The organism is Ercella succinigenes, from assembly GCF_900002895.1.
Genome location: NZ_CDHP01000002.1, coordinates 1 through 18,610, shown reverse-complemented (window position 1 = coordinate 18,610; position 18,610 = coordinate 1). Strand labels below are relative to the sequence as shown.

The following is an 18,610-nucleotide window of genomic DNA, read 5'->3' as shown; positions in this document are numbered from 1 at the left end:
ATATATTTAATCCAACTTGTTTTTAACACTATCACGAATAACTAATTCGCCACCAATACGTATTTTCATGCTGTACTTTGAAGGTTCTTCCATAGCGTTTAACAATTGTTTAAAAGCAACCGAACCCATCAGTTTAGTCGGCACGGACATCGTCGTAAGGGAATTAATTGCAGAAAAATGTATATCATCAAAACCAATTATTGAAATATTTTCAGGAACTTTATAGCCAAACTCTTTTAGCGCTTTTATAGCTCCTATTGCGATTGTATCATTATCGGCAAAAACACAATCCGGCAAAGACACTCCTTTTTCCAGATATTTTTTCATGGCCTCATAAGCCCCTATGAGTGTAGGAGTCAGGAAAAATTCATGCTCAGGTTTATATGTTAGAGAATGCTGTTTATGAGCCGTCAAAAAAGTCTCCGTTCTTTCTTCAAAATTCTGAATACTCATATCACTTCTAAAATAGGCTATTTCTTTATGACCAGTTGAAGCAAGATATTCCAAAGCTTTATATACTATTTCGCTATTGTTTATAGCCACACTAGTACAGTTTAGGTTCGGCATAATATTGTCAAGCACAACAAAAGGAATAGGTATCCGATTCAAAAGTGGATATGACACGCATTCTAATTCAGTCCCTACAAGAATTATTCCCTGATAATTATCATAATTGAGATCTATAAGAGTTTTTTCCAGACAATTTTCTGAAACTATAATATTCAAACTATAATTATGGTTCATACATTCATTATGGATAGAATCCATAATATTAGATATGAAACCTGAATTTTCTTCAACAATCATACCGTTTTTAATATACTTAATAAAAGCTATTTGCTTTTTATTATCAGTCTTTTTAGGCAAAATATAATTGTTTTGTGCAATAACATCCAAGACATGCTTGCGTGTTTCTTCACTTACTCCCGGCCTGTTATTTAGCACCAACGAAATAGTAGAAGGAGATACACCTGCGATTTTTGACAACTTTCTTAAATTCAAATTTTTTTGCTCCTTAAAACATAGGATAAAATACTAAATTTTCAAACCTGAGATTCTGCTTTTATAAAACCTTTCAGAAAATATACCAGCAATTCATATCTTCAGGTCACAGATATTAGTTACCTGCTCTCTATTATAACCAGATTTTAATCAAGAGCAAATGGCATTTCATGTTTCAAAATACATGTTTCAGCCCTTGCAGGAAAAGCATTAGCAAAAGATTTCCAAATTGAATTATGCTAATACCTGCAGGGCTAAAACAGCTAAACTTTTCTTAAAACTATAATTATTTTTTGAGCGAATTTTCAAATGCTTTCATGATTAGCACAGCAACCGCAGCTCCCGGATCTTCTAAAGATCTTGACATTTCTCCTCTTGAAGCTGCGCGTCCATGAACCGCAATCATTTTTGTTGTATTTAAAAAGCCTTCCTCAGCTGCTTTTTTTGCCTTCTCTGCCGCTGTGATTAAAGAATCACCAGTCTGCAAAGATATTTTGAGCGAAAAAACCGCCGGTTCTAATCCATCTAAAAATGTTTTATCACCAACCTTAGCCTTACCTCTGTTCGCAACACCATCAAAATAAGCTTGAAAAAAATCAACAATATCTTCAAATTCTAACTCTTGTTTACCCTTTAGAACCTTACCAGCCTGCATAAGACCTGATGCCATAAGAGTACCCATAGTCGAAGGCACCGCCTGAGACATTGCTTTACCTGCACCAAAAAGCAATTTGCCTATATCAGATGTTTCGTTTGCCATTACGCTTTTATAAGCAGCTACAAAACCATCACTCATTGTCAGTCCTAAATCGCCGTCCCCAACAACACTATCCAGTTTTATTAAATACTTTGTATTCTCGCACATAATATCTTGCAGCTCTTTAAAAAATTTATCTATATATAATCTGTCCAAAACATCAAACCTCCTCTTCTTAAATTTTAATTCAAACTTTGTTTTTTATATACGGTCTTATAACTGGACGAAAAACGGCGTTTGCGCAGGCGCATTCAGATGGTCTTTTAACTCTTTATCCAATTTAAGCAAAGAAATAGAAAAACCAGCCATTTCAAGCGAGGTTGCATATTCGCCAATATAATATCTGTAAGATTTAAGGTTTTTCTCTTTGAGATGAGATTCAATTCTTCTAGTTACTATATACTGTTCATCTAGAGGCGTTGCACCCAGACCATTGACCAGGACTGCAAATTCATCTCCCTCTTCATGTGGGATATCTTCTATTAGCTTATTTAACATTTCGTCTACTATTTTGTCTGCAGTTTCTATTTTCCCGCGACGTATACCGGTTTCACCATGTATCCCCATGCCTATTTCCATTTCATCCTCACCAATGGAAAAACCTGGCTCTCCAACTCGAGGAACTATACAAGGAGTCAAAGCCACTCCGATAGATCTGACATTAGCAGCAGCCTTTTGAGCCACACGCTTAACCTCATCCAGATTCAACATTGCGTCAGCTGCTGCACCAGCACATTTATAAACAAAGAATATTCCAGCAACCCCTCTTCTTGTGTTTTTTTCACCTTCTTTTGCCAAAGGACCAGACGCAACATCTTCTCCGGCAACAACACTTTCGACTCGTATTTCATCTTCAAAGTCCGCCAATTCAGCGGCCATATCAAAATTGAATATATCTCCATTATAATTTCCATATATATAAAGGACACCTGCTCCAGAATCAATTTCTTTTGTAACTGCCTGCATCTGTTCTGCGCTGGGCGATTGGAAAACATCACCAACAGAACATCCATCCAGCATACCTTTTCCCACATAACCCAAAAACAAAGGCAAATGCCCTGATCCACCACCGGTAGCAATAGCTACCTTGCCTTCTTTTTTATTAGCCGACACCAAGCAGCGAAGATCATCATTGGTATAAGTTATCAGATCAGGATGTGCGATATATAGCCCTTCCAACATCTCATTCACATAATTTTCCGGTTTGTTAATTATTTTTTTCATTTCTAATTCCTCCTTGTATTTCAAGTTTTTTATTTTAGAGTTAACAGTTTCTGTCAAATATACTCTTATTTGTTTTCATATAATTATTAGTTGGCTTTTTGTTGTTTTCTTCTTGCCACCAGATAATTGGCAATCATAATCAATATCAGCAAAAGACCCCAGACAAAGGTTTTTATAAAAGCATTTACCCGCAAAATGTTAAAAGCACTGGAAATCAATTGCAATACAATAATAGATAAAGTAACACTGCCAACTTTTCCATACCCACCGTTAGGGTTCGTTCCCCCTAGCACAACTATCAGCAATGTCAGCAATGTATATGAACTTCCATAATCTGATTTTGCGGAATTATAATGAGAAGAAATAAGAATACCTCCTATGCTGCCCATTATTCCAGAAAATGCATAAGTCTTCAGCGTCACTTTAAGATTATTTATACCTGCGTATTTTGATGCTACTGAATTAGTACCCATATAACGAACTTCTCTACCGTAAATAGTTGACTTAAGTAGAAAACTCATAATAATTGCCACTATAATAAATATAATGATTGCAATCGGGAATCCAAGTAACGTTCCATTTGCAATCATGCTAAAAGCAGCAGGCAATCCTGTAATTGCAGGCCCTTTGGTAATCAGCAGCCCCAATCCGGTATAAAGCTGCAACCCAAAAAGAGTTACCAGCATAGGCGTTATTTGCAAATAACCTATAAAAAAGCCATTAAGCAAACCACATAGCAGACCGATTATCAAAGCGGCAAAAACACCCACAACAATCGAAAAATTACTGCCTCCAAGCCTGATCATTACCACCGATGCTACTATTCCTGAAAAGTTCGCAATACCGACAAGGGATAGATCTATACCTCCGGAAATCATAGCCAGCAACATACCAAAAGCCAGAATACCAAACTCTGCAAATTGAATACCCATCCCCTGAAGATTTGTAGCACTCAAAAAAGTTTTTGGTGACAGAATACTCATTACTGCAAATATCACAACAGCAATTGAAAATAAGGTAGCCGAATCTTTATCCGTTTTTTTCAGAGTTGAAATAATTTTGTTCACCTTTTGCCACCTCCTTATATCTTTGCACTATTAGCTATTCTTTTTGCTCTTACAGATGTAATAGTGGTACCCATGACTATGATCAGTGCAACAACAAGGGTTTGAAAATGCGTCGGAATTCCGAGCATGATCAAATTGTTTTGAACAAGTGCAATTAAAGTAACTCCTAGAAAAGTTCCTAATACAGAACCATGGCCACCACTTATTCTTGTCCCCCCTATTACAACAGCAGCGATAACCATCATCTCACTGCCCATCAAAGCTTGAGGACTTGCTTGCCTCATCAAAATCATATATGTCATACCACCTATGCCAGCAAGACAACCAGAAGTCATATAAGAAATAAATTGTATTCTGGTGACATTAAAACCAGCTATTCTGGCAGCATTAGGGTCTCCACCGACTGCATAAAACCCTCTACCCAACATAGTATGCCGCATAATTATATGAGCACCCAGATAAATAATTACCGGTATCAAAACTAAAACCGTCATAGAAAATTTAATGTCATTTTGATTCGTATATGTAAACAAAAACATCTGTGATAGCTTATCTACATTTTTAGGTATATTTGAAATTTCATTTGTACCTAAAAAAGCAAGCGTTCCGCCACTGACAAAACTGCTAACACCCAAAGTCGCAATCAACGGTAGTATTTTGAATTTAGCTATAAGAATTGCATTTATGAAACCTATTGATATCCCTATTACGGCAGCCATCACAAAGGCAAATAAAGCATTGTCTATTTCCATAGCCAACATAAACTTTACTGTTCCGTAAAGAGAAAGACATGCAACCGCCGGAAAAGAAATATCTATACCGCCGGAAACCACAACTATCATTTCCGCTATAGCAAATATCAAAGTCACCAACATCGAACGAGTAAGACTGATTAATGTTGGCACGCCAAAAAAAGCACTGTTAACCAATCCAATGAGCAAAGAAAGCCCAAAAATTATACATATAACTATCATTTCATTCGAAACAACTTTATATTTCAGCTTGTTTTTCATATCGCACCCCCTTTAATCCTGATTAAGCAAACCAGCCAGCTCGCTTTCATCATAGTCTCTGGTATTGATTTCTACAGATATTTTCCCGTTATTCATAACTATGATTTTGTTACAATTGATTATCAGCTCTGACAAATCATCCGAAATAACAATTATTCCTACACCTTTTCTAGCCAGATCATGAAGTTTGCTATGAATATCTGACTTTGCACCTATATCAACACCCACTGTAGGTCCATTTAGAATAATTAAATCGGGCTGCGCATTTAACCATTTAGCTAAAACAATTTTTTGAGCATTGCCTCCGGACAAAGTTCTGATTTTTACGTCCGGCGAAGGAGCAACGCACCCTATTTTAGAAATCCAATCTTTTGTATCCTCATACATCTTAGAGTAATTAATTTTGCCTTTTTTGTAATACTTTTTTATCGAAGAGGATACAGTATTATCCTGAATTGACATATCCAGAAATAAGCCTTGCGTTAAACGGTCTTCGGGCACATAACCAATTTTATTATTAATAGCATCTTCTACTGAGTTGATTTCAATTTCTTTTCCATATTTATATACTTTGCCTGAATCTGCAGGAGCAAGTCCGAATAAAGCATCAGCAATTTCTCCACGCCCAGAGCCAAGAAGTCCGGTGATTCCTAGAACATCACCTTTTTTGAGTACAAAATTTACATTTTCAAACGCACCTTTTCTAGAGTAATTTTCAACTCTTATGACTTCTTCTTTTGACGCAACAGGCTGATATTTAGTATCTACAATATCTCTTCCAGTCAGATTTTTTATGAACCTAGCTCTATCAAATTCACCAATGGGACCACAAGCGACACTTTCACCATTTCTCAAAATCGTTAAATAATCAGCAATCTCATATATTTCATCCAGCTTGTGATTTACAATAACAATTCCTATACCCTTATCTTTTAGATTTCTGATAATAGTATTCAATTTCTCTACTTCTTTTGCTGTCAAAGCAGTTGTTGGTTCATCTAGTATCAAAAGTTTGGCATCATTGATTATGGCTCTACAAATTGCAACCATTTGCTTATTTGCAACTGATAACCTTTCTACCAAAATATCAGGGTCAATATGGGCTCCTACTTTTTCCATTGCTTCGCAAGCTATTTTTCTTGACTCACTCCAATTCATTCTCTTGGCTTTTGTCATAACAGCTCGGTTCATAGCAATATTTTCAGCCACAGTAAGATTAGGGAAAACTGCAAAATCCTGATATATAACCTGGGTACCATAATTAATCGCATCCATAGGAGTCAGTTTTCCAACATCTTTACCATCTATGTAAACACTACCGGCAGTCGCATTGTGAACACCGGATATAATTTTAATCAAAGTAGATTTCCCAGAGCCATTCTCTCCAGCCAGGCAGTGTATTTCCCCTCTTCTTATCTCTAAATCAACACCTTTTAAGGCTTGCACACCACCAAAAGATTTTTCAATTCTTTTCAATTTCATAAATGCATCAGACATATCATCCACCTGCCAGATATAGTGTAATAAAAAAGTACGAACTTCATTTTTAAATTAAGATAAAGCCAATAAAGTTCGTACTTTTATTCATACAATGTTTGAACTATTCCTATTTATAAAAACTCAGAATCCGAAAGCAGGATCATCTACATTATCTTTTGTTACATCAATCCATGCTTGACCATAAAAAACCTTGTCGTCAAGAGTTAAATTATTATACCCTTCTACCCCTAAGTCCAAACCACTTTCAATACTTTCACCATCTAGAACTTTAATAGCAAGCTGTATCATTGCTTTACCGGCTAAAGCAGGATCCCAGAAAGAGATGGTATCTATAGTTCCATTTTCAACATATTTTCCAGCAACAGAAACCAAAGATGTGCCAACTATTTTGACTTTACCAGCTAAACCTAGTTCTTCAACAGCAAGAGCCGCACCCGCTACATCCGGCATAGCAGAACCTTGTATAGCAGCTATATTGGGATTGGCAGTCAAAGCTTCTTTAACCCGGTCATAAGATACGGACTGATCATCTGCAGTTTCAATTTTATCTCCAAACTGAGACATATTAGGGAATTTTTCTTCCTGCAAAGCCTTAGCAGCATCTACCCATTGATTATGCGAAGCAGAAGTAAGTGAACCAACTGTTAAAATGTATTCACCTTCTCCATTTGTTAATTCTCCGATTCTTTCCATAAAGTGTCTGCCATACTCTTCATTGTCGAATGCTTCGATATCATAATCGATATTTGTCATGTTAGCAGCTTCATGTGCAATAACGACTATACCGGCATCCATAGCTTTTTTTAGAACTGGTTCCAGTGCTTCTGTAGAAAATGGAACTACGCAAATAGCATCAACTTTTTGAGCAATCAGATCTTCTATAACTTGAGCCTGAAGCGCACCATCACCCTCTGAAGGACCTGTATAAAAAGCATCAATACCTGTTTCTTCAGCAAATTCATTGACACCTACTTCCATTCTTTGGAACCAGGCGATACTGGTCAATTTTGGTACAACTGCTATTGTGTAACCATCTTTATTACCATCATCTGAAGCCTGTGTGTCATTTCCTTCTGTATCATTACCTTCAGTAACAGCTTTTTCTGTTGTAGGAGTACCCTCTGTGTCATTAACAGAACCACATCCTGCAATCGAAAGTGTTAAAACCATACACAGTAACAATGCCAGAACTTTTCTAGTAGCCTTTTTCATAATAATCTCCTTTACAATAGTGCTCATTAGCGTTTGACAAAACCATTTACTGCACAACGTTTATTTGTTTAATAAACGTTAATGAAATATTATCTTTATTTTTCAGCAATGTCAAGCCTATTTTTGAAATTTTATGTACATTACAACCAGTAAAATTGTAAAAAAAGCAAATATTTATGTATTTAACAACAAAACAAGGTCGTAAACTCATGCATTTTTGTTTTTATTTGTTTAGTAAACACTTTTGTTATTTTGAATTAATGACACAACTTTCAGATTTCTCTATATCTTTTGTACCGAATATGTGGTATAAGTGTCAGGTTGACTACGAACAAATTAATAATCAAGGAGATTTCATGACATTCCAAGAATTAAGCATTATTCCCTCAATACTCAAATCACTTAAAACAGAAAACTATTTAAAACCCACGCCAATACAAAGCCAGGCTATACCACCGATAATCGCCGGCAGAGATCTGCTGGCTGTTGCCCAGACAGGCACAGGCAAAACAGCCGCTTTTGCAGTACCAATTTTACAAAACCTCGAAAAAGGCGAACCGGTAAGAGCAAAAAGAAATTCCAGCGGCCATGTCAGGTCATTAATTTTAACACCCACCAGGGAACTGGCTTTACAAATATACGAAAATCTATGTGCTTATGGCAGTAATATAAAACTCCGAATCAGCGTTATTTTTGGAGGAGTTTCGCAAAAACCACAAGAACAGGCACTGGCAAGAGGTGCAGATGTTCTGGTAGCTACACCAGGACGCCTAAAAGACTTGATGAATCAAGGATTGGTAGATTTGCAGAATGTAGAAATTCTGACTCTTGATGAAGCTGACAGGATGCTCGATATGGGTTTTGCACGCGATGTTAAATACATCATCGCCCAGACCTCCAAAGAAAGACAGACACTTTTTTTCTCAGCTACTATGCCAAAAGAAATCATAATGTTATCACGCTCTATTTTGAAAGATCCGGTAAAGGTATCTATAACACCTGATTCACCAACAGTAGACAAAATCAGCCAGTCACTTTATATGGTGAACAAGAAAAGCAAATTCAAATTATTAGAGTTTTTGATAAAAGACAATTCACTAACATCATTACTTGTTTTTACCAGAACTAAACACGGAGCAGATCGTGTTGTCAAAGAATTGAACAAGCGCAATATCAGTGCCCAGGCAATACATGGCAACAAATCACAAAATGCCCGCCAGATTGCACTTAGCAATTTCAAGAACCACAAAATCCGCATCCTGGTAGCCACAGACATTGCCGCCAGAGGCATCGATATCGACGAATTATCACATGTAATAAATTATGACTTGCCTGAAATTCCGGAATCATACATTCACCGCATCGGCAGAACCGGCAGAGCCGGCCATGAAGGAGTCGCAATTTCCTTTTGTGATGTAGAAGAAAAGAAATACCTACGTGATATCGAAAAACTTTGCGGCCGCAGCATCCCAAAAGTAGAAGAGCACCCCTTTCTACAAACTAACGAAATAGCTGCAGCGACCGGTACCGAAACTGCTACCACAACCAAAATGTTTGATCGCAATCGTACCGCCAGACCAGGCAGAAGCAACAGAGCAGCGACCGGATCAGGGCAGGGCAACAGAAGCAATAGAAGTGCATCAAACCGCACCGGGCAGACAGGCGGTCGCTCCCTACAATCTCAGCGCAGACGCCCTATCTCATCTGGGAGAAGCCGCCCCGTAGAACGGATTTAATGTACCACTCACATAAAGCAACCGAAACCCTGGAAAAGCTTGCGGTTACTGATTTAGCAGCTTTATCGAAAAAAGGCTTGTCTGACACATGTGTCAGGCAAGCTTATTTTAAATTTCTCAGGAAACGCCTGTGGTAGAAGTTTTTCCACGGGAAAAAGCTTTATTGATGTGTGGCACCAGGTGCCACACACATATTTATATCTAATTCACCTGTAACAACCTTATACCAGTCATTTCCAGACACAAACACCAAATTCTTGTGCGCCCGCACCGTCCAGCCGATCATGGATTGCCCCCATTATCCTGCCACTCCCCCTGATTACCCACATTGTCCATTATCCACCCGATCCCGGATTGCCCAAATATCCCGTAGATCCCATTATCCACCCGATCCCCGGATTGCCCTGAGGCGGTCGAAAATCATCAAAATAATTGTTTCATTGATTTGAAGTTTTCTTTGGACAAAAGCTAGCACACTTCCTCTTATCAGCAGTTTTTTTCAAGATCAGGAAGTTCACCGGCACTTTTCAGCGCCAGGCGTGTAATAACCGGCCCAACAAGTTCATATATCATCGTCGCACTCAGAATAACAACTCTTATTTGTTCGCCGTACTCAGGCAGAATCCTGACCGCGGCCAGAGAAAGACCTATTGCGACGCCAGCTTGCGGAATCAAAGTGAAGCCCATATGTTTTTGAATAACTGGTTCCGCCTTTGCCAGACGACTACCGATAAAGCTGCCTCCAATTTTGCCGATAGCTCTGCCAATAATATAAATCACACCCATAACACCTAGTGTACGAAGCATTGTAAGATTTAATTCAGCACCGGACAAGACTAGAAAAATTAAAAAAAGCGGCGGTGTAAAGGCATCTGTCAGTTTGAATACACGAAGCGAACTCTTGCTGAGATTACTCATCGTCGCACCAGCTGCCATGCAGACCAGAAGCGCAGAAAGATGAATCCATGCCGAAATCCCAACACCAAGCAATACTGCGGCAATTACCAGCGCAAGACGGTCATTGTCTTTTTCAAAATATCGTATCATCATAGAAAGCAAGAGACCTATGACGAAACCAGCCAAAAGCGATCCGCCGATTTCAAGTATGGGATATAAAATCATCCAGACAAAAGAGATTGAACTGCCAGCAACTAATACTTCCGAAATTGCTGCTGCGATTGAAAAGGTTATGAGCGCGATGGTATTATCCATAGCCACTACCGGCAGCAACATCCGAGTCACAGGCCCTTCTGCCCTATATTGTCTGACAATCATAAGGGTTGCCGCCGGTGCCGTTGAAGCACCAATCGCAGACAACATCAGAGCCGTCGGCAGCGGATAGCCAAAGATCAGCAGCAGGACAAACAAAACAGCAACAGCGCCCATTGCTTCCCCAACCGTTATTAGAATCGGTGTTTTTCCAAGCCTGCGCAAAATCGACAGTTTCAGTTCATTGCCTATTGAAAAAGCGATAAAACCGAGCGCCAGGTCTGTCAGCAAAGCGAAACCATGCAGAGTTTCCATTGGAATAACTTTGATCAGCCCTAAAACAAGACCAGCAGTCAGATACCCTGTAACAGAAGGTAGTTTAAGCTTATTGGCCAGGGCAGCACCAAGCAAACCAAGAATCATAGCAATAGCAAGATAAACGAACTGTTCAGTCATCTTCCGACACCTTTCCATCAAAGAAATTTATCGGCAATCCAATCAGAACACCTGTATCCGGTCGACACAGACCACCCACAACCAGATCGATCGTTTCACGAGCCTTGTCAACCAGGCTATCCTGAACAGCTATAAAAACAGTTTTGTTAGTTTCCCTGTCTTTATCCACAATCATTCGCAACGAACCAAAAATGGACAACTCATCACGATCAAGAGCCCTGGCCATACCAGTACTATCAATAATCGTCGCGCCACGAACGCCGATATCAAGCAACGCCTTGAGAATATCATCCAGTTTTTCTGTTTTATTCAGTACCAGTACAAGCATTTGCATGTTTTCTGCCTCCGAAAAACAAATAATGCCCCCATTCTATCAAACTTCAGCCAATACTTAAACCTGACATTCCTTCATCATTTGATCTAATTAACTTATATCGCTTTTCTTTCCCACAAATTATAGCGTTGGTAACCATGGTTATTCCAATACCCCCGGGTAGACAGGTTATAATCAACGCATACCTAGGCAATAATGAATCGATAATGAGCCAATGAAGAAGCGATAATGAATCGATAATGAGGTGTTTTCCATGAAAAAAATATTATCTGCATCTAAAAAGGCTTCCAACGTATTTACTATAAAGAAAGTATCAGGTTTTCTGATGATCATATTTCTTTTATCATTTGTACTAAGCGCCTGCGCAGCGGGAGACTCGGGCACAGAGGAAACATCACAACCACCGGGCGAAGCTGCGACAGATACATCAAATGGCGATAGAGACAGCACAACACAAAACCCGGATAATTCCACGGCAAAAACCACTTCCGAAGAAACAAATGAAACTTCCACGACAAAAACAACAGAAGCACCAAGTCCTACACCTGAACTTACACTTCTACCGCCAGTAGAAACTAATCCTCCTTACACCGACTACCCACCAGCTTTTGAAGGTCAAACCAGAGCACCCGGCACGGTTACAAAAACACCTTTCTCCGTAACCATTTTGACTGAAGATCTGCGTAGTCCATGGGCAGTTGCTGCTATGCCGGACGGCCGACTTGTCATAACTGAAAAAGCCGGCACAATACGTTTTTTATCTACAGAAGGAAATTTAAGTGAGCCGATTGGCGGTTTTCCCGCAGTAGATGACCGGAATCAAGGCGGCCTGCTGGATGTGAAACCGGCACCTGATTTTTTGTCGAGCCGAATGCTTTACTTCACACTGGCAGAAGCAACAAATCAAGGTTCTTTAACTGCACTGGGAAAAGGTCGCCTTGCCGATGACGAAAGCAGAATTGAGAATTTTGAAATCATCTGGAGAGCTATACCATATTTTGACAACAGCATGCATTTTGGCAGCCGATTAGCTTTCGACCAAGACGGAAATATCTTTGTTACTACCGGCGAAAGATCAGATCTGAGAACCAGACCAAACGCTCAAACTCTCGACAACGGTCATGGCAAAGTAGTTCATATTACATCTGACGGCGAACCCGCATCAAGCAATCCTTTTATCGGCACAGCCGGTGCGCTGCCGGAGATTTATTCATATGGACATCGCAATGTCCAAGGATTGGCAATTCAGCCAGATACAGGAGATGTCTGGATCAGTGAGATGGGACCCAAGGGCGGTGACGAGCTTAACCTGATCAAAGCCGGCAAAAATTATGGCTGGCCGGAGATAAGCTACGGCACAGAATATTCCGGCGATCCAATTCCCGGAGCAAAATCAGCTATGCCCGGGATGGAACAACCGGTTTATTACTGGGATCCGTCACTTGCACCAAGCGGTATGACGTTCTACACTTCTGATAAGATGCCAGAATGGCAAGGTAATCTTTTTATCGGAGGTCTTGTCAGTCAACATATAGCCCGACTGGTCATCGATAACGGCAAAGTGGTCGCCGAAGAAAGACTACTTTCCGACGAAGGGCAGAGATTCCGCGATGTTTGCGAAGGGCCAGACGGAGCTCTTTATGCAGTCACCGACGGCGGAAGACTCTATCGAATTGGCTAGTAGTTGTTATTTTCCTTCTCACGATAGAAGCAACCAGGATTGCTGCCAAGATAATTATTGCCCACGATCCAGTTTGACTAAATTCACCCGTCTTTGGTATCTCTTTGCTATCGACAGGAAATCCCTTAACCTCGTTATTAGTATTTGCCTGACCACTATCGTCAGGAGAGACCTCTTCGCCGCCAATGTCTTCGGTACCAGAAGAATTGCTGTCTGTAGTTGAATCCTGATAATCCTGCGAATTATCTGAATTATCAGAGGGCAGGGGAGACATTAGCTCGGCAACCGTTATATTCATTTCGAACAAGATAAAACTTGAGAAACTACCTGTGCTAAAGGTTATCCAGCCATTTTCAATCGTGCTTTCCATAAATTCGATAGTTCCATCTGACTTTCTATGAGCTATCATAGTCTTATTCGGATCATAACCGTCAGGTAGAGGCATAGAAATTGTTACGAGACCGTTATCCGGCTGAACAGCTATGTCATCTGCTATAGTACGAAGAGAAATATCAAGCACAAGAAGCTGCTCTGCTTTTGCCAGTGTAGAGGGATCAGGAGCAGTTTCAATGAGTTTTGCAGCGAGCAATTTGTCAATCTCATTTACTTCGTCTTGAAATGATAAGGAAAATATATCAGCTAAACGGACAGATAATTTAACTGCTTCTGGATAAACAGAATTATACATTTTTGCACGCACGATGGGCAGAAAAATATCTGTTGATACTGCCAGTTCAGTTTCATTATCTTTGATTTCAAAACCAAAGTCATCGTAGTTAGCTAAGAGTTTTAGATAAGGTATGTTGTTGACAATGATACCAGAAGCGGTTTTCTGTTCCGGTCTCAGTTCAAAAGAATTTGTTTCAGTTGACTGCACATATGCTATGTAATTGGTGCCATTATATTTTGCAACTGTTAATCCTTCTGGCAAATAAAAATACAACTTCCCAGCCTCATCTGTTCGCAAGTTTTTGGTACCATAACCATATGCCTTGCCACTTAACACTATAGAATCAGCTTCAAGAAAAGTGCTCTCACCAAGATCGGTGGTAAACTCTGTCAAATAAACAGGTGATCCTTCAGGCCGGTCAAACAGAATACCATTATCAAGAGGAGGGTGATTAGGTACCACCCAGCCATGACCAAATGCCTCGGCGCTTTCCGAAGATGCCAAAATCGAACCACCGGCGATGTAGACAATGCCGCCGTTGCCAAAAACCCCTCCACCAATACCTGCACCGCTTTTGGATTTGGCTTCAATTGTTCCGTTGCTTATTGTAACTAAAGTTCCGATATCTTGATCTATTGAGTAGCCAAAGAGATCACCCCCGCCAATACCTGCTCCATAATTGCTATTTGCGGTAATCTCGCCACCATTTATAATAACCACACCGCCGGAACTACTGGAGCCACCTCCAATACCTGCTCCCTGAAAACTTTCTGCGATAATTTTACCGCCATCTATAGTAATCACACCGCTTTTGTCCGCAGAATCAACTCCTCTTCCTATACCAGCTCCATACTCACTTCGTGCAACAACTGTACCATCTTTTATTGTAATATGATTACTACTCGTCTGGGAACCACTACCTATACCGGCACCAAAAAGTGAATAAGCCGTGACAGTACCACCGTTGATCGTAATATTACCGCTTTTATCTTGTGGAGTACCACTATAATCAGCACCATTACCAATACCTGCTCCACTATGACTTTGAACCGAAACTATTCCACCACTTATCGTAATATTACTGCCAGCGCCTCCATATCCATCACCGATGCCAGCTCCAAAAGCGCTTTGTGCATCAACAGATCCACCACTTATCGTTATATTGCCAGCATCGCCATTTTCGCCGTCTCCTCCTCCGATGCCTGCACCTGAATTGGAAATAGCCAATAAGCTACCTTCTCCTTTGATGTTTAAACTTGCGCCATCAGGAACATGTACGGCAGCATAAGTATTAACGGCACCAGAGACATCGAATTCACTATCTCCCATCAATTCAAGCTCACATACAGCTTTCGCCGCAACCGATAAAGCACTGTCATTATTTAATTCGATATTGAGATTATTTATCTTCAATACAGCTACAACACCCTCAGATATCTTAATCACATCAGAAGTAGTTGATACATCGTCAGCCATGCTTACTTCATAAGTTCCGTCTCTGGTAAAAATTAACCTACCAGAAGAATATGTATAACTATTGTCCTCGCCCTCAAGAATATTAACAATAAAGCCTTGCTCTTCATCACCAAAAACCGGAACAAAAATGAAAACAAGACACAAACAAATAAAAACAGCAGTCAGACGCTTAATCATCATCAAAATCTCCTCGCTTAACCTGCACGATAAGTTATACTCACCTCTATTGCTAACCCTTCACATCCGAGCAATTACGGATGCCCTCCAGCAAAATTCTAAAATGTAGCAGAGCCTGTGCTTTGTAGTCAAAATCAGGATGCCGAATACACCATTCATAGGTAATCCCCCGAATAGCCATCATAAAATGCTTAGTCAAAATATCAAGTGTAATATTAGTGCAAAATTCACCGCTCTTGATTCCACGCTCCAAAATATTACTAAACAGCGCATAAATTTCTCTATTATAGTCGGAAATTAAAGCAGTATCGACATCCTTTGCGATCTGAGCTCTATAAACCACTTTCATCTTATCGCAGCCGATCTTATTTACCAAAACATCAGCTATTCTGCTGATCAAAGCAAGCATCATTACCTCAGCTGACTCATCATCAGCGAAAGACTTTAGGAAACTCTTATAGTCGGCATCCGCTTCCCTGACCTGTTCTTGAATCATTGTTCTAATTAAAGCGTCCTTCGATTCAAAATGAACATAAAAAGAGCCTTTAGCCACACCAGCCATTTTTACGATCGAATCAACACTCACATCTTTATAATCATTAATAGCAAGCAGTTTTGCCGCACTATCATATATTTTCTGCCTCGTCTTATCAGCCATTTCTCTTCTGTTCTTGCCGTCATAAGACATAACTATCACGTCCTTTGCGTACCGACATATTTCGATTTCAACATTAAATGACCGTAGTCAATTAATATTAACACGCAAACAATCGCTTTGTATAGTGTTAATCAGCAAAACAGATTCTACACAAGAAAGTTTTCGCTTTTTCTCTCCCATAACCACTGGCCTTTAGACAAAGCAAGCGTTTCAAGAATAGCTTATTACAGATATTTTTTTCGAAATCAGTATATACTAATGCCAAAGTATCCTGCACCTTCTGGTAAATTTAATTCATCGGGTAATTCAAAATATGCCAAAAGTACTGCTTCCAGGTTTTTGAAATAGTACATATATTTTAAAACATGCTCTGACATCCAATCTCTGCTAATAACACTCATTTTTATACATTCGTTTCGGTATGTAAGGGTATCTCCGCTTGCTTCATCAAACATGATTTCAGGAACATCAATATTATAGGACAATGAAGATGTGTTGAAATAAATCATGCTTTTTTCTAATAAAACATTCGCGCCTAAATTTTTAAGATCTGATTCATATTGTGGGTGTCCATCATAGTATCCAAAAAAGCGAACGCTAAGCAAATCACTACCTGTTATTGTACCTGGCTCTTTATTAAACATAGCACACAGGAATCGTTCAAATTCCGAATCTTCAAAAGATAGTATTTCATCTGCTGCATATTCTACAGTTGGTTTTTCTGCTTTCTTATAATCATCAACGCCAAACGTGAAATAATTTGTATGATCACTATAGTCGTTAAATAGATCGACTCTTATTTTTGAATTATTACCTTCGAGATCCATCTCATAAATTTTCCCTTTATCATACATATTTGTAAAATATATTTTAGATTGTTCAACCTGAATAAAGGCACTTGAAACCTCATTTAGTCTCCTCTGTCCAGTTCCGTCATTTCTGATTTTATTTATAAATTGTGTTTCTCTATCAATATAGTATATCCAGTCATCTTGAATTACATATTCAGAAATTGGTTCTGTCGTAATTACTGATTCATTAGTACCGTCTGTACGCATCTTGATAAATTGTTGTGATTGTCCGTAACTGCAAAAATAAAGCATTTTATCATAATATTTAAGATTATATACATTATTATCGTATAAATATTCAACTCGGCTACCATCTATATATATTCTTGCCAAAGCAGATTGATCATTATCATTTTCAATACTGCAATATATCCAATCATCAGCAATAGTAAAAATAGTCTTTATCTTATTGTTAATATTTTCTGTCAATATCGGCTTATTATTTGTTGATTGTTCTGCAACACCTATATCTTTAGAATAAATATTTGATTTTCGGATATTGAAAGTATTGTTTTTGTAGAATACTGAGTCATACCTTGCTTCTTTATCAACCCAACGAGCCTCTTCTCCTTCAAAATCAACTGCAAATAATCCATAAGGTAAAAAATCTTTAGCAAAAACACCATCTACATATACACTCTCATCACTATATCCGTTAGCATATCCTATATAAAGAACCGTATTTTCATGTACATAAAGCTCTCTACAATAACCGCTAGTCAACTTAATGATATTACGCCCATCCTTATCACTGCGATAAATACTCCAATCTCTCTCATCAACAAAAAATATATACTGATCCGTAACAACGGTTCTTCCAAGTGTTCTTGGTTCATATGTCTCAGTTTCTAGAGTTCTAAGATTCATTCTTGTCAGTTCTCTAGCGTAGTCTATATTATTACTTGCCAAGAAAAACACATACTCATCAATAATGCAAGGATAGCTGATTTTTCCTTCAAATACTAAAACTGTACTATCAAGATCAAAATCGTAAGCATATGTAGCAACTATACTACTATTTGAGTCTCCTTCGTATAGAAGTTTTCCATCATAGAATGTAAAATTATCGCAAAATGTGGCCACCAATTTTTTTTCATTACCACTGGCAATATCTATCGAATAAATCCCATCATATAAATCATCATAATTGTTTCTACTATAATATATTGCTTCATCATGAACCATAAATTTTCTTATGTTATTATCATAATCATAATAAATTTCTGTATGCTCAGAACAGTCAAGTCCAAAAAGTTGGTGTAAATTGTCTTCCGGTATCTGCATGAATCAGGTGACAACATGCAGGTATGCTGCTCGTTCTGCTAACGCTTCTTTTCTTGCTGTTTCTCTCTCATCAAAGTAGCGATCCATTATGAAATACTTTTTGCCGGTCAACCATTTTTCATGGTGCTCCATCAGAACTGCTCCCATCAGTCGGATAAGACTGTCATCATTGGGGAATATCCGTATAACGCGTTCCCTACGACGTAGCTCTTCGTTGAGTCGTTCTATGCTGTTACTGGTTCTCAGTCGTTTGCGATAGGCTTCCGGCAAAGCAAAAACAGCCGTAATCTCGTCGAAGCTATC

The 18,610-nt window shown here is 38.9% G+C and carries 16 protein-coding genes; 2 read left to right on the top strand and 14 right to left on the bottom strand.

The genetic code is table 11. The features are described 5' to 3' along the window. Positions 1-6: 6 nt before the first annotated feature. The 7 genes from AC0KSB_RS00625 to AC0KSB_RS00595 form a co-directional block, all read right to left on the bottom strand. The gene (locus tag AC0KSB_RS00625) at positions 7-1,002 is read right to left on the bottom strand and encodes a LacI family DNA-binding transcriptional regulator (RefSeq protein ID WP_472305730.1); all 996 of its coding nucleotides are present in this window, start codon (positions 1,000-1,002) and stop codon (positions 7-9) included. A 286-nt stretch (positions 1,003-1,288) separates the two neighbouring features. Further along, a complete protein-coding gene (locus AC0KSB_RS00620) occupies positions 1,289-1,915 on the bottom strand; it encodes a dihydroxyacetone kinase family protein (protein ID WP_472305729.1) in 627 nt (208 codons plus the stop codon). Positions 1,916-1,972: 57 nt separating this feature from the next. Then, a complete protein-coding gene (locus AC0KSB_RS00615) occupies positions 1,973-2,983 on the bottom strand; it encodes a dihydroxyacetone kinase subunit DhaK (protein WP_472305728.1) in 1,011 nt (336 codons plus the stop codon). 86 nt (positions 2,984-3,069) lie between these two features. Beyond that, positions 3,070-4,050: an ABC transporter permease gene (locus tag AC0KSB_RS00610; protein ID WP_472305727.1), complete on the bottom strand. Its 981-nt coding sequence runs from the start codon at positions 4,048-4,050 to the stop codon at positions 3,070-3,072. A 14-nt stretch (positions 4,051-4,064) separates the two neighbouring features. After that, positions 4,065-5,063 (bottom strand): ABC transporter permease, encoded by a 999-nt coding sequence (locus AC0KSB_RS00605; protein ID WP_472305726.1) that lies wholly within the window; start codon positions 5,061-5,063, stop codon positions 4,065-4,067. A 12-nt stretch (positions 5,064-5,075) separates the two neighbouring features. Beyond that, the gene (locus tag AC0KSB_RS00600; protein ID WP_472305725.1) at positions 5,076-6,560 is read right to left on the bottom strand and encodes a sugar ABC transporter ATP-binding protein; all 1,485 of its coding nucleotides are present in this window, start codon (positions 6,558-6,560) and stop codon (positions 5,076-5,078) included. Positions 6,561-6,683: 123 nt separating this feature from the next. Continuing rightward, complete coding sequence (locus AC0KSB_RS00595; RefSeq protein WP_472305724.1) at positions 6,684-7,775, bottom strand: substrate-binding domain-containing protein; 1,092 nt, start codon at positions 7,773-7,775, stop codon at positions 6,684-6,686. A gap of 356 nt (positions 7,776-8,131) precedes the next feature. On the opposite strand from AC0KSB_RS00595, the gene AC0KSB_RS00590 reads away from it, so the two are divergent. Then, positions 8,132-9,511: a DEAD/DEAH box helicase gene (locus AC0KSB_RS00590; RefSeq protein ID WP_472305723.1), complete on the top strand. Its 1,380-nt coding sequence runs from the start codon at positions 8,132-8,134 to the stop codon at positions 9,509-9,511. A 160-nt stretch (positions 9,512-9,671) separates the two neighbouring features. Here AC0KSB_RS00590 and AC0KSB_RS00585 read toward each other — a convergent pair whose 3' ends face one another. From AC0KSB_RS00585 to AC0KSB_RS00575, 3 genes are all read right to left on the bottom strand, one after another. Beyond that, on the bottom strand, positions 9,672-9,797 hold the full coding sequence (locus tag AC0KSB_RS00585; protein WP_472305722.1) for a hypothetical protein: 126 nt from the start codon (positions 9,795-9,797) through the stop codon (positions 9,672-9,674). 200 nt (positions 9,798-9,997) lie between these two features. Then, entirely contained in the window at positions 9,998-11,176 is a 1,179-nt protein-coding gene (locus tag AC0KSB_RS00580; protein WP_472305721.1) for a cation:proton antiporter, read from the bottom strand. Continuing rightward, complete coding sequence (locus AC0KSB_RS00575; protein WP_472305720.1) at positions 11,169-11,510, bottom strand: hypothetical protein; 342 nt, start codon at positions 11,508-11,510, stop codon at positions 11,169-11,171. Before AC0KSB_RS00575 ends, AC0KSB_RS00580 begins: the two co-directional genes overlap by 8 nt. A 253-nt stretch (positions 11,511-11,763) precedes the next feature. On the opposite strand from AC0KSB_RS00575, the gene AC0KSB_RS00570 reads away from it, so the two are divergent. After that, positions 11,764-13,191 (top strand): PQQ-dependent sugar dehydrogenase, encoded by a 1,428-nt coding sequence (locus AC0KSB_RS00570; protein ID WP_472305719.1) that lies wholly within the window; start codon positions 11,764-11,766, stop codon positions 13,189-13,191. On the opposite strand, the gene AC0KSB_RS00565 is transcribed toward AC0KSB_RS00570, so the two are convergent. The 4 genes from AC0KSB_RS00565 to AC0KSB_RS00550 all read right to left on the bottom strand — a co-directional run. Further along, a complete protein-coding gene (locus tag AC0KSB_RS00565; protein WP_472305718.1) occupies positions 13,157-15,517 on the bottom strand; it encodes a hypothetical protein in 2,361 nt (786 codons plus the stop codon). The two genes, AC0KSB_RS00570 and AC0KSB_RS00565, sit on opposite strands and share 35 nt — an antisense overlap. A 49-nt stretch (positions 15,518-15,566) precedes the next feature. Further along, the gene (locus tag AC0KSB_RS00560) at positions 15,567-16,202 is read right to left on the bottom strand and encodes a TetR/AcrR family transcriptional regulator (protein WP_472305717.1); all 636 of its coding nucleotides are present in this window, start codon (positions 16,200-16,202) and stop codon (positions 15,567-15,569) included. 215 nt (positions 16,203-16,417) lie between these two features. Continuing rightward, positions 16,418-18,307: a DUF5050 domain-containing protein gene (locus tag AC0KSB_RS00555; RefSeq protein WP_472305716.1), complete on the bottom strand. Its 1,890-nt coding sequence runs from the start codon at positions 18,305-18,307 to the stop codon at positions 16,418-16,420. Between the two features lie 3 nt (positions 18,308-18,310). Further along, on the bottom strand, positions 18,311-18,610 hold a 300-nt coding region (locus tag AC0KSB_RS00550), incomplete at its 5' end, for a transposase (protein WP_472305715.1).